The following is an 11,924-nucleotide window of genomic DNA, read 5'->3' on the forward strand; positions in this document are numbered from 1 at the left end:
GTCTGGTGTCCGGTCCGGGGCGACACTGCCGGCCCGGTGAAAGCCGCCGTCGGGGTGTGAATGCCGGCGGCGGCCGGGGTGGGTTAGTTGAGCTCGACGAACGGGGAGAGCGTGGAGGTGGAGCCGTTGGCCGGGGTGATGGCCGACTGGATCCAGGGGCGGCCGTCGACGCGCTGGATGATCCGGAACGTCGTCTTGTCGTTGCCGAACGCGTAGTCGGTGCTGGAGTCGGCGGTCATGACCTGCCGGTCGCCCACCAGGTAGTAGGAGAGGTCGACGAACGCGAGGTCGCCGCGCGCGCCGAGGACGCCGCCCTTCTCGGTGATGATCAGCGGGCGGCCGAAGATGGACATCGGCATACCGGCGGCGGCGTTGACGACGAACACCGAGTTGCCGCCGGTGCCGACGGTCAGCGACAGCTGGAGCAGCTGCGGCAGCGCGTCCGGGGAGCACATCCACACGGCGTTGGACAGCGACGAGGGCAGCATGCGGGCGTACATGCCGATGACGTCCACGTACTGGATCTTGTTGGCGTTGGCGCGGGTCACGGTGACGGCGGCGGAGTTGCCCGCGCCGCGGTAGCCGAGCGGTTCGCCGGTGCCGCTGCCCGTCTGGAACTTGTTGTCTTCCTCGAAGGCGAGGGCGGTCGGCCACAGCGTCTCGATCAGCGCCGAGAAGCTGACGATGGAGTCCTGGAGCAGCTCGTTCGGGACGGCGGACAGACCGGTGAGCTTCTTCGCGTCGAGCTCGACGCGGCCGAACTTCGGGTTGGAGTCCTGGAGGGCCGCGCCCTCTTCACCCCAGTAGGCGACCATGCCGCCGAACACCGACCCGGCGTTCGTGGTGGTGTCGATCATCGGGAACGGGACGCGGGCCGACTCCATCGGGACGACCGTGGCCAGCGGCCGCACGACGGCCTTCTCCAGGGCCAGCTGGAGGAGCTGGCTGCGGAGCGTCTCGGGGACGAGGAACCCGCCGTCGGCCGGGCTGACGCTGGAGGCGGCGTTGCGGAGCGCGCTGAGCTTGTCGGCGTCGGCCTTCGGGTTCTTGTGCCAGATGTTCTGCACGTACTCGATGGCGTTGGAGAAGTGCTGGTCGAGCGCGGCGCCCGGGGCGGTCGCGTTGTGCGCGGTGCCCTGCCGGTGCGAGGTCAGCATGTTCCCGCCGCGCTTGGCCTGAGGGTCGAGGTCGAGACGCTTGATCGCGTCCTTGCCCGCCTTGTCCATGCCGTTCTCGCGCATCATCTGCGCGAACACGCGCTGCGTCTCCTCGGCGACGAGCCGGTTGAGGTCGGTGCCCTCGCCCTGGAGCGCCTCGCCGTACGCGGTGATGAACTCGGTGAGCGAGTCCCTGCTCGCCATGACCTCCTTCAGCTTGCCGCCGTCGGCGAGCATCTCCGCCAGTTCCTCAGGGTTGCGCGGGATGGTCATCGTGGGTGCCACTGGTGCCTCCTTCAGTCCGTCGCCGCGCTGGACGACGCCTCGGGCTCGATCAGATTGGAGACGAGCGCCGACCAGTCGGGGGCGTCGTCGGTGAGGTGGGCGACAAGGTCAGCCCAGGAATCGGTTGGCTCGGCTGGGGCTGGCTCAGGTGCCGCCTCAGCGGGTTCGGCGGCGTCATCGCCGTCGTCGACAGGGGCGGCGCCGGCCGTGGGGGTGGAATCGGCCGGCGCCGCTACGGCGGCCTGGAGCCGGGCCACCGTGTCCTCACCGAGGAGTTCAGCGAGGCTGACCACCATCTGCGAGGCGTCTTCTACCGCAGTCGCGCGCGGCGGCGCAGGCCGCGGCTTCGGAGGGTCCGGCTGACGCGGGCCGGTGTAGCCGTACGCGGCGAGGTCCCACGCGCGCGCCATGTCCGGCTCGTCCTCGTCCGGCTCCGCTTCCTCGGCAGGCTCGCCCGCCTTCGGCTTCGCGAGGGCCTCGTCCGCCAGCCCAGCCGCGACCGCGTCCTCCGGCAGGTACCAGGTCTCCTGCTGCATGGCCTCACGCCACTGCGCGCGCGTCCCTCCGGCGCGGGCGGCGTAGGCGTCGGCGATGTTGTCGCTGATCAGGCCGAGGAGTTCGGCCATCTCCTCCATGTCGGCCGCGTCGCCCAGGCACACCCCGGACGCGTCATGGATCATCAGCATCGCGTTCGGGGCCATCTCGATCCGGTCGCCGGACATCGCGATGACGGAGGCGATGGACGCGGCGACGCTGTCGACCTGCACCGTGACGTTCGCCGGATGCGACCGCAGCGCGTTGGCGATGGCGATGCCCTCGAACACCGACCCGCCCGGCGAGTTGATGCGCACGCGCAGCTTGGGCGCGGTCACCCCGCGCAGGTCCGCAATGAACTCATCCGCCGTCGCGCCGAACCAGCCGCCGATCTCGTCGTACAGCATCACCTCGGCCTCGTCCGAGTCGGACGCGTTCGTGATGCGGTACCAGGACTGCGCTGCGACACCGTGCGCCGCGCGCAGCCGCTCGGCCTGCTCCCGCTGGCGCGCGACGAACCCGGCCGCCGCTGCGGGCAGCACGAGCCCGGGGATTCCGTTCATTCGCTGGCTCCCTTCCGCCCGCGCTTGACGACGCGGCAGCGGCAGTCGTTGCCGTACTCGGCGCCCACGCAGTTCACGTAGCCGCGCCCGCCCGGGTAGTCCTCATAGGCGTCGGCCCGGTTCTTGTACGTCCGGCCGTTGTTCTCGCTGCACGGGCCGCAGGTGTTGTCGTCGTCCTCGGCGACCGCCACCCACCGCCGTGCTGCCTCGATCTCGTTGGTCACCCACGGAGGCGGCGCCCACCGGTTGGCGGGCTGCGCGTCGAGACCGGGCACGTTGAAGCCGAGCAGCGGCAGGATCAGCGGCGCCGTGGCGGGGGCGCCGCGCACGATGTCGACGAGGAGCTGCTCGTCTGCCGGTCGCGCGGCCATCTCGGGAAGGTCGACGGTCGACAGGACATCGGCGGGCGAGAACCCCGCGGTTTGGAGTGTGGCGGCGGCCTGCGCGCGCTGGCCGAGGATGGTGGCCTCGGCCTCTTTGTCTTCGGGGACGGGGCTGACGAAGTCGAACTCCAGGCCCCGGGCGGTCGCCCCGTACAGGGGGAGCAGGCGGGTGTTGAGCATCTCGCGTACGCGCTCCAGGCGCGGTTGGATCAGCCAGCGGGCGAACACGTACGCGGCGGCTTCGGCGTTCGCGCGGTTCACGTCGTCGGTGGCGCCGAGCATGGGCTTGGGGAACCCGAATGCCTCGCGGATGATCTCCCGGTTGACGCTGCGGAGTTCGGTGAACTGCATGTCGCGCATCGAGTACTTGCGGTCGACCCACTTCAGGCCGTTCTCCAGCACGCCGACGCGGTGGGCGTTGGACACGCCGCGGTGCTGCTCGCCCCACCGAGTCCGGAACTCTTCGAACTCGTCGTCGCTCAGGCGGCGGTCGACCTCGACGACACCGCCCGGCTCTGCGCTGTTGCGGAAGAAGTTCGCGTTCCACTCCGCGCTCGCGCGGGTCGCGTCGATGTCCATGAGGATCGTCTGGACCACACCCATGCCCCGGTACGGGTCGAGCGGGTTGGGCCTTCGCAGGCTGATGACGTCGTCCACGCCGAGCGGGACGCGCTCGCCGGACGGGCCGCGGTAGACGTAGCCGAGGAGGAACTCCTGCGGGTCCGGGACTGGCTCCATGCGGTCGGGGCGTACCGGCCACAGCTCCAGCGGGATCGACGAGCGCTCATGGCAGGCGATCACCCACCACTGCTCGCCGGTCAACTCCTCGTGCTGCTGCGCCGACTCGCGGAACGCGGGCCCGGTCATGTGCCGGTTCGGCGCGTTCCACAGGTCGAGGGCGGCGTGGGAGGTGACCTCGACGCGGTCCTCGTCACGGCCCGACGTGGCGGAGCGGTACAGCTTCCACTCGACGCCGGCGTACGTGGTGGTGATGCGGTCGACGATCGCGTACAGAGTGCTGCTGCCACCCATGGCACGCATCTGCGCCTCTTGCCCGGCAGGGCGCACGAAGCCGGAGCCGAAACCGGCGCGGCCGGTGGCGGGGGCGAAGGGGATGGGGGTGCGGTTGACGGCGCTGGCGGCGGCGGAGGCGAGGGAGCCGAGGAGTGTTCTGCCCATCGGTCACCTCCCTTGTGTCAGTCGCCGCTGTCTACCCACCACTGCATGACGAACAGGGACGCTCCGGCGGTGATCAGACCCACGCCCATGCCGAAGATATTCCATGTTCCTGTTGTGATGAGTGTAAATCCTCCTGTCAATAGGCATTGAGACCGCAAATTTTTCAGCATTGAGGGGTTCGGCTTCCTCATCCCACCCACCTCATCCGGGGCCGCCCACCGAGATCCCGCTCGGCGACCATGTAGCGCAGCGCATCCGCGCCGTGATCGTTCTCCTTCAATGGCGCCTCCGGCGCAGTCCCGCCCGGCTTCACCGCCCACACGTAGCCGCTGAGTTCTTCCTCGGTGCTGGCCGGCTTCTTCACGTCGTCGAGCACCGGGTCCCGCTCGACCAGCGCACCGCGCACGACGTAGAGCCTCGGACGTCCGTCACCCGCCACCTTGAGCCGGGACTTCACGGCCTGGATGCCAGTGCTCACCGCCTTCTCCGCAGGCTGCGTGCCCATCTGGAGGTACTTCTCCAACGTGGCCCGGTCCTCGGCGTCGTGGTCACAGATCACCGCGCGGGGCTGCGGCTCGCGCCACTGACCGGACGGGTACACCATTAGGTCCCGAGCCTGCGTGGCCATCTCCTCGACGAGGCGGCGGGAGTGGTACAGCTCGCGATAGAGGTAGAGGCGGCCGTCGCCGTCCTCGGCCCACCACTGCATGACCATCGGGTTCGTGAATCCGAAGTCGACCGCGATCCACCGCGACCACTGCGGCGGGATCTTGAACGGGTCGACGAGGTGCACGGCCTCGTCGAACTCCTCGTAGATCAGGCCTTCGGCCGCCGCCCATACGCCGTCCTTCAGCCGGAGCCTGCGCACTCCAGTGAGGGCGTCGAGCTTGTTGAAGTAGTCGCGGCCCTGCTCGGTGAGGCTGCCGTCCGCGTTCACGTATGCGGGGTTGTCGGCGTGCCGGGACACGAGCATCTTTGCGCGGCCCTGATCACACCGGCGCTTGATCCAGTGCGTGGGCTGCGCCGGGTTGCACGCGGCGATCTGCTGCTGCCACGACAACTGCCCGTTGCGGAGCCGGGTGGCGATCGACTCCCAGTCCGTCTCCGTGAGTTCGGTCGCCTCGTCCGCGAAGACCAAGTCGTACTCAGCGGACATGATCTTCTCGGGCTTGTCCATGCCGCCGACGACGATGACGCTGCCGTTCGAGTACCGGTAGCACGGCGCCTCGCGCGGGCTGCCGCCGAACCAGCGGACCACCCCGCGCGCGAGCGTGTCCGCGGCGACCTTCTTCTCGTACGTCACCAGCGTCGTGCTGCCGAGTGATACGGCCGTCTTGCGGACGATCAGCGCACGGATCCCCGGGTTGTTGAGCGCGGCGAGGTGCACGCGGAACAGGGCGGCGAGGCTCTTGCCGGTGCCGGCCGGGCCCGCGATGACGACCTCGGACTCCCGGTTCTTGAACAACTCGCGGGCGGCGCCGCGGGGTTCGTAGCGGACGACCGCGTCGCGGTCGAGCGCGGTCGTCACGTGAGGTCCGCGGCGTCCACGCCGACGACCTCGTACCGCACCGCGCCGGACACGGCGACCTGCGCGGGCTGGTCGAGGCCGTACAGCTTCCGGTAGGACTCCCGGAGCATGCGCATCTCACGGATCGCCGCCAACTTCGGGCCGTCGTCGAGGAGCGGCTCACCGCCGGCGCCGGTGACGACCTTGCCGTGGGACACGACGACGTGGTCCCGCTCCAGGACTTCGAGGGCGGACACGAACAGGTCGTCGAGCTGCGCGGCCTCGGAGGCGATCAGCTCGGCGCCGGCGGATTGGAGGACGGCCTGACGGCACTTCTGGATCGCGCGCCATGCCTCGCCTTTGTTGCTGTAGCCGACGGCGTCCGCGATCTGCTGGTAGGTCAGTTTCGGGTTGCCGGCGCGCATGCGGGCTGCGGCGGCGGCGCGTTCGTCGTGGGCGGCAGTGGTGATGTAGTGCCCGCGTTTGTCGCGGGCTTGGCCGGGCGGTGGGAGTGGCTCGGCCGGTACGGGTGGCTCGTTACCGGTTGTCATGGTGTGATGGTAACGGCGCGTGCGTCTGGTGGACGGTGGTGCACGGGTAGAGGCCCGCTCCCGGGTGGCGGGGGCGGGCCTCTGGCGTGGGGCGGTCAGGAGCGCGGGGTCCATCGGGTCAGGCTGGCGCCCTCGTCGATGATCACGATCTGGCCGTTGACGGTCACCGGGTTGCCCTCCTCTTCGGCGTGGATGACCTCGGCTTCGACCATGGCGCTGCAGTTGGTGTTGGTGGGCACCCAGGTGCGGCCCCCGTCGTCGGAGTACTCGTGGTCGTACTGCTTGCTCTTGTCGAGGTTCAGGTCGCGCATGGTGTGTCCCTCCCGGTCAGTCGTTGGCGCGGCGGTCGATTTCGTCGCTGACGCGGTCGGCGTAGTCGGCGTGGAACTCCTTCACGGACTCGCTGCACTTGTCGTAGCGGCTGTCGATCAGCCGCAGGCAGGCGTCGCGTTCGTCTTGGAGTCCCTGGGTGGACATGTCGGCGAGGTGCTCGGAACGGGGCATGGTGTTCTCCTCGTGGGTCAGGCGGCGAGCAGGAGCCGGGCGGCGAGTTGGTGGTAGCAGCGGCTGCCCTTGATTCCGGCGGGGCAGGTGCAGGCGGTGGGGGCGCTGCGGTAGGTCTCGGTGCCGTCGGTGGAGACGGCGAGGAACACCACGCTGCGGAGGGGGATGATCGCGGCGTCGGCGATCAACTCGCGGGCGCTGGCGACTTGGTGGGGCTTGTAGCCGGTGAGGTCGACGGTCTGCTCGGCCTGGCGGACCTTGCGGGCGCAGACCGGGCCGCGACCGGCGGCGATGGACTTCGGCGAGGTGAGCTTGCGGCCGCAGCCGAGGCAGGTGGTGTGCTGCTCGGTGGTGGTGTTCTGCATTGCGGCCCCCTCGGTCTTTAACCTTGTGGGTACACGGTAAGCCTAAACCGTGTACCCACACAAGGGGTTGCGTCGAAGAATCTCTGTGGGAACATGAGCTGCATGGCCGCAGACGACAAGGACCACACCTTCGCCACCCGATTCCGCCTCCCGCGCCGCATGTGGGACGCATACGGAACCGCCGCCGAGCGAACAGGTGTTGACCGCAGCGCAGACCTCGTCGCCCACGTCCGCGACTTCATCCGGCAGCACGGCAACGAGCAGGAGCTCGCCGAACTCGAAGCGGCCGAGCAGGAGCTCGCCGAGCGCCGCGCACGCAAGGGCGGCCGCCCGAAGAGGGACGCGAGCGCATGAGCGAGTCTGTAGACCCCTATGAACTGCGCGCCCGGCAACTGCGGATCCTGGCCAGCCTGCACCGCAAGAGGGCCGACGAACTCGAAAGGACGGCCGAAGCAGGACTCGCGGCCCGCTCTATGCGCCGACTCACAGCCGCGCTGACCGCATCCGAGGTCCGTCAGATCGCCGAGCATCCCGACCTGGCCGAGCTCAACGTCCAGCTCGACGGCTTCTACGGCCCGGACGCGGACCGCCCGGACGACGAACCCACCGCATGACGAAGGCCCCGCCCGGAATCTCCAGGCGGGGCCGCTTCACGTCCGGCCTACGGAGCTACAGCGCAGCGCGGTTGATCTCGTTTCGCTTCTGCATGCCCTCCATGTACCGATCCAACTGATCGTCGTCGGGCAGGCCGTCGCACTCCTCCGGCTCCGCCTCCAACTCGGCATCCTCATCAGCCAAGAGGACATCGGCCCACGCATCGACGCACGCCTCTCGCTGCTCGGCCGCTGACAGCTTGGGTGTCTTCGTCACGGTCTTGGTGGCCTTCGGAGGCTCGCTGTCGTCCGAGCTGGAACAGCCGGCCAGGGCGAGCGCAGCGGCGGTGAGTAAGGCAGTGATGGCAGTGCGGCGCATGGTTCCCCCCAGGCGTGTGTGAGGCCCGGAGCGTAGCGGTGCGGGGGGTCCGCGCGGGCAGGAACCGCGAATGGCCCTGCGCTCAGAGGTTGGTGGTGCTCCGGCCGAACCCACGGTTGTGGTTCACGACGTGCTGAGAGATACGCATCGTCGTCCGCGGCCCCGTCATCCGGGCCAGCAGCACCAGCGCCACCAGCAGCACGAGCCCCGTGACCCCGCCCGCCGCAGCGCTGACGACCTGCGCGGTGCCCCACCCGACGCCTGCCGCGAGCACGCCCCCGCCGACGCCGGCGCCGAGCAGCCGCTGTGCCATCGGGTCGAACAGCGGCAGCGGGCGCAGATCGCGGGGCGGTGAGGGCGCGGCGGCCTGGATCTGGCTGCGGCGTACGGCGACGGACCGCCGAGGGTCGTACGGGTCGGGCACGTGGACGATGGGGTCGTGCTCGTCGTACAGCTCGATGGGCTGAGGGTCGGGCGTGGGCGCGAAGCGCCGCCGCCCCGCGTGGAGGTCGGGCGTTCGGCCGGACGGCGACTCGTACATGGCGCAGTGGGTCCTCTCAGAAGGTGGTGGCGCGGTTCCAGGGCGCGGCGGCGCGCTGGCCGCGCATCCACGCATGCAGGCGGCGGCCGTCGACGAGCTCGATGCCGACCTGGTGGGCGAACTGCCGCGCGGGCACGGTGAAATGGCTGGTGGTGACGATCGCGGCGTGGTGACAGTGGTGGGCGTCGCGGTAGGTGCCGTTGACGACCTGCACGGCCGGGTTGCCCACGCCGTTGCCGTGCCGGTGCCGCTTGGCCTGGATGAGGCCCCGGCGCCCGGACGGGTCGGTGTACAGGACGTCGGCGCCGTGGTCGTTCGCGCCGCCGACGACGGTGACGTCCCGGCAGCCGTCGCGGCGGCACAGGTCGGCGAGGAAGTGCTCGAACTGACGCGGCCCCATGGTGCGCGGGTTGGCGGCGACGAGGTGGCGGACCGGCGGAGCCCACACGCCGTGCTGCATCCGCTGACGGCCGACGAGGCATGCCGCGGCCACCACCGCAACCACGAGGAGGGCCGCGAGCGCGGGCCGGTCGGCGAGCCAGCGGGCGCCGGTCAGCGTCCCCACCACGAGGAGCACCGCGCCGGTGGTGGTGAGCGGGCGCCTAGACCGTGCACGAGTCGGCATGCTCGTCCTCCTCGCGCGTCGTCGGGGCCGGACCGAGGGCGTACACACCTCGAACTTCAGCGCCGTCCTTGACCTGTCGGTGGATCTCACCGGCCTTGGTCAGACGGGTGAAAGCGTTGTCGAGCGTCGAGCCCGCCAGCCCGGTCTCGCGACTGATGGTGTCCCGGTCGAGATAGGCGACCTCGTAGTCCTCCGGCGCCAACGGCGCTCCGTCCAGGGCCTGGACGTGCAGCGGGTCGGAGTGGTCCCGCAGCGCCCGGACGATCCGCTTGTCCGCGGACTCCTTCTTCGCGGAGGCCGGAAGGTCGACGCCCGGGGTGTACTTCGAACCGCCGGACTCGGCAGGACCGGAGCCGTCCTTCTCGAATCCCGGAAGCGGCGTGTTGGCCAGCTCCTCCATGCGGTCCCGGTCGCCCCACCAGGGCACGTCTTCCGGGGCCGCGATCAGGTCGGGCTGGATGTGCGGGGTGGCGTCCTCCAGGATCCAGATGCGCTGCATCCCCGGGCGGCCGCCAGCCGATCCGACGAAGCCGAGGCCGAAGGTGCGGATCGGGTCGTCCTCGGCGATCTCGGCCGGGTTGTAGATCAGGGATTCCTCGCCGACCTTCCACACGTCGGGAATGTCAGCCGGGTCGATGCCCTCGAACCCCTCCGGCAGGTCAGCCAGGTTCGTCTGATCGGAGTCGGTGCGCAGGATGATCCAGGAACCGCCCTTGATCAGGTTGGCGCGGATGGCCTGCTCTCCGCCGATCTGGTCGAGGTTGACGACATGGTTGATCAGGCAGAACGGCATCCCGATGAACCGGCCCTGCGACGTGAGTTCGCCGGTGATGAAGACGGCTTCCTTGCGGTCGACCGCGCGCGGGCCGAGCAGCCTGTTCGCCTCGTCCAGGATCGTGGGGGCGAGCGGGCGCATGGCGGAATGCTGGAAGTTCTTCAGTTCGTATCGCGCGGCTTCCTGCTTGCGGTGCTGGCACACCCAGTAGGCGATCCGCATGGCGCCCAACGCGCCGTAGTCCTGAAGGCCTGCGTGCGCGGCCATGCGTGTGACTGCGGGGTTGGACGCGCCCTTGGGGTCTGCGTAGATCATCGCGCCCCCGTTGGCGTGGTACCCGAGCGCCAGGACCTGCGCCGCGCCACCCTTCCCGGACCCGGTCGCCCCCGCGATCACCACGTGCATGGCGCCCAGCACCGGATCGAGAATCGGGATCATCGACGGGTGGCCGGAGACCGTACGCCCCAGCGGGATCCGCCCGCCCTTGGTCATCCGCATCGCCTCCAGCCCCGGGAAGGGGTGGCCGCGCTCCAGCGGGGACTCCGGCATCATCCGGACCATCGCCCGGCGCGGATCGTTCGCGATCGGCTCGTACGACACCAGCGTCGGCGAGGTCCGCAGCGCGCCCGCCAACGCCATCTGGTTGGGCACCCTGAGGACGTCCAACTCGTCGTCAGCCACCACGTACGCGGCCTGCCCGCCCGTGTTCGGGTCATCGACGACACCTTCGAGATGGGTCTTCTCCATCAGCCCGCCGCGCCGCGCCGCGTACCGCTTCCACGCGCCCGCCAACGACGTCGGATCCAGATCAGCGGGCTTCGTCAGACTCACCGTGATCCGGGCCTCGCCGGAGTGGTCCCCCGTCTCGATCTCGATCCAGGCGGGATCCACCCGATACACGGACGACACCGCCTTCTTGTCGACGGTCACCCCGCTCCCCGCCGGGGCCAGGATGCGCCCGGCCCACCGGACCGGCCGCCCCGCCCGGTCGACCTCTACGTGCACGTCCGTGAGGACCTGGTGCTTATGGGTGCCGCTGTCGGGGCTGGAGATGAACGCCCCCCACCGCCGAAGGACGTCATCCGCGTCGGTGGGCAGAACCACGATGTCGCCCGCAGCGGCGGGCTCCTCGCGCGGCACGATCTGGCGGTGCCCGAAAACCGTCCGCAACTTGTACGGCACCAGCGCGACCGCCGCCCACCAGCCCAGCGACAGAATGCCGGGCACCGACGGCAGGGTCAGCACCCCGGCCATCAGCGCGTCCGCACCCTGCGGGCCCACGACGGTGCCCATGGACACCGCCATTCCGCTGGTGATCGCACTGAGGAACATCGGCCCGGCGTGCGCCCGGATGATGTCGCCGGCGGGCAGCTGCTCGACGATGTCCGGCGGGATCCGGTTCATGTAGTTCGCCGCAGTGAACGCGGTCGCCGCGACGGCACCGCAACCCGCCGTGGCCGCCGCGCCCCCGTCCAGCAGCGGGGCCAGCAAACCGGTAACGACGGGCGCGACAGAGGTGGCCAGAGCGATGGCCCGCTCGGTGCCGGCCGCGCGCGGCGTCGTGATGGTGCTCACGGTGAAGCTCCTTCGAGACGGGGGCGGTTACTGCTGTTCGAGCCAGTCGCGGTCGAGGTTCTCCAAGCCGTCGACGTCCGAGCGGTCAAAGGCCTCCTGGAAGGCGCCGTGGCTGGCGGCGGCCTCGTCGCCCACGGCCTTGGCCTGCCCGGCGGTGTCCTGCGCCTTGGCGACGTACGTCGAGAACCCGTCCGACAAACCGCGCAGGGTGCTGGCCAGCTCGTGCGACTCGGCGACGGTGTCCTTGTCGACGGACTTGCCTGCCATCTGGTCGGCTTCGCGGGCCGTCTCCGTGGCCTCCTCGTCGAGGACTTTCATCGCTTCCTGGGTCTCCTCGGCGTTCCGCAGCACCTTCTTCTGTAGGGCCGCGGCCTGCGCCTTCAGCGACTTGTACGTCAGCTCGCTCAT

Annotated in this window: 15 protein-coding genes; 2 read left to right on the forward strand and 13 right to left on the reverse strand. The window is 70.0% G+C overall.

Features of this window, described 5'->3' with window-relative positions:
• Positions 1-83 precede the first annotated feature (83 nt).
• The 8 genes from AOK22_RS00490 to AOK22_RS00520 form a co-directional block, all read right to left on the reverse strand.
• Entirely contained in the window at positions 84-1,442 is a 1,359-nt protein-coding gene (locus AOK22_RS00490; protein ID WP_157872128.1) for a phage major capsid protein, read from the reverse strand.
• An 11-nt stretch (positions 1,443-1,453) separates the two neighbouring features.
• Positions 1,454-2,539, reverse strand: coding sequence for a head maturation protease, ClpP-related (locus tag AOK22_RS00495; RefSeq protein ID WP_055696496.1), 1,086 nt, complete (start codon positions 2,537-2,539; stop codon positions 1,454-1,456).
• Entirely contained in the window at positions 2,536-4,101 is a 1,566-nt protein-coding gene (locus AOK22_RS00500) for a phage portal protein (protein WP_055696497.1), read from the reverse strand. The genes AOK22_RS00495 and AOK22_RS00500 overlap by 4 nt, the downstream gene beginning before the upstream one ends.
• 187 nt (positions 4,102-4,288) lie before the next feature.
• Positions 4,289-5,629: a phage terminase large subunit gene (locus AOK22_RS00505; RefSeq protein WP_055696498.1), complete on the reverse strand. Its 1,341-nt coding sequence runs from the start codon at positions 5,627-5,629 to the stop codon at positions 4,289-4,291.
• On the reverse strand, positions 5,626-6,159 hold the full coding sequence (locus AOK22_RS00510; protein WP_157872129.1) for a hypothetical protein: 534 nt from the start codon (positions 6,157-6,159) through the stop codon (positions 5,626-5,628). Before AOK22_RS00510 ends, AOK22_RS00505 begins: the two co-directional genes overlap by 4 nt.
• 95 nt (positions 6,160-6,254) lie before the next feature.
• Positions 6,255-6,470 carry a hypothetical protein gene (locus tag AOK22_RS00515; RefSeq protein ID WP_055696500.1) on the reverse strand — a complete coding sequence of 72 codons (216 nt, stop codon included), beginning with the start codon at positions 6,468-6,470 and terminating at the stop codon, positions 6,255-6,257.
• A 16-nt stretch (positions 6,471-6,486) separates the two neighbouring features.
• Positions 6,487-6,663: a hypothetical protein gene (locus tag AOK22_RS41230; protein ID WP_157872130.1), complete on the reverse strand. Its 177-nt coding sequence runs from the start codon at positions 6,661-6,663 to the stop codon at positions 6,487-6,489.
• A gap of 17 nt (positions 6,664-6,680) precedes the next feature.
• Positions 6,681-7,028: a DUF6011 domain-containing protein gene (locus AOK22_RS00520; RefSeq protein ID WP_055696501.1), complete on the reverse strand. Its 348-nt coding sequence runs from the start codon at positions 7,026-7,028 to the stop codon at positions 6,681-6,683.
• A gap of 102 nt (positions 7,029-7,130) precedes the next feature.
• Here AOK22_RS00520 and AOK22_RS00525 point away from each other — a divergent pair, with 102 nt between their 5' ends.
• On the forward strand, positions 7,131-7,382 hold the full coding sequence (locus AOK22_RS00525; RefSeq protein WP_055696502.1) for a hypothetical protein: 252 nt from the start codon (positions 7,131-7,133) through the stop codon (positions 7,380-7,382).
• The gene (locus AOK22_RS41235) at positions 7,379-7,642 is read left to right on the forward strand and encodes a hypothetical protein (RefSeq protein WP_157872131.1); all 264 of its coding nucleotides are present in this window, start codon (positions 7,379-7,381) and stop codon (positions 7,640-7,642) included. The genes AOK22_RS00525 and AOK22_RS41235 overlap by 4 nt, the downstream gene beginning before the upstream one ends.
• Positions 7,643-7,697: 55 nt before the next feature.
• On the opposite strand, the gene AOK22_RS00530 is transcribed toward AOK22_RS41235, so the two are convergent.
• The 5 genes from AOK22_RS00530 to AOK22_RS00550 all read right to left on the reverse strand — a co-directional run bounded on the left by AOK22_RS00530 (position 7,698) and on the right by AOK22_RS00550 (position 11,924).
• Entirely contained in the window at positions 7,698-8,000 is a 303-nt protein-coding gene (locus AOK22_RS00530; protein ID WP_055696503.1) for a hypothetical protein, read from the reverse strand.
• A gap of 82 nt (positions 8,001-8,082) precedes the next feature.
• Positions 8,083-8,541 (reverse strand): hypothetical protein, encoded by a 459-nt coding sequence (locus AOK22_RS00535; protein WP_055696504.1) that lies wholly within the window; start codon positions 8,539-8,541, stop codon positions 8,083-8,085.
• Positions 8,542-8,557: 16 nt separating this feature from the next.
• Entirely contained in the window at positions 8,558-9,118 is a 561-nt protein-coding gene (locus AOK22_RS00540) for a restriction endonuclease (protein ID WP_055696505.1), read from the reverse strand.
• 25 nt (positions 9,119-9,143) lie between these two features.
• On the reverse strand, positions 9,144-11,516 hold the full coding sequence (locus AOK22_RS00545) for a P-loop NTPase family protein (protein WP_055696506.1): 2,373 nt from the start codon (positions 11,514-11,516) through the stop codon (positions 9,144-9,146).
• 27 nt (positions 11,517-11,543) lie between these two features.
• Positions 11,544-11,924 (reverse strand): hypothetical protein, encoded by a 381-nt coding sequence (locus AOK22_RS00550; protein ID WP_055696507.1) that lies wholly within the window; start codon positions 11,922-11,924, stop codon positions 11,544-11,546.

Origin of the sequence: Streptomyces silaceus, from assembly GCF_001419745.1 — a bacterium.
Taxonomy (GTDB): Bacteria; Actinomycetota; Actinomycetes; order Streptomycetales; family Streptomycetaceae; genus Streptomyces; species Streptomyces silaceus.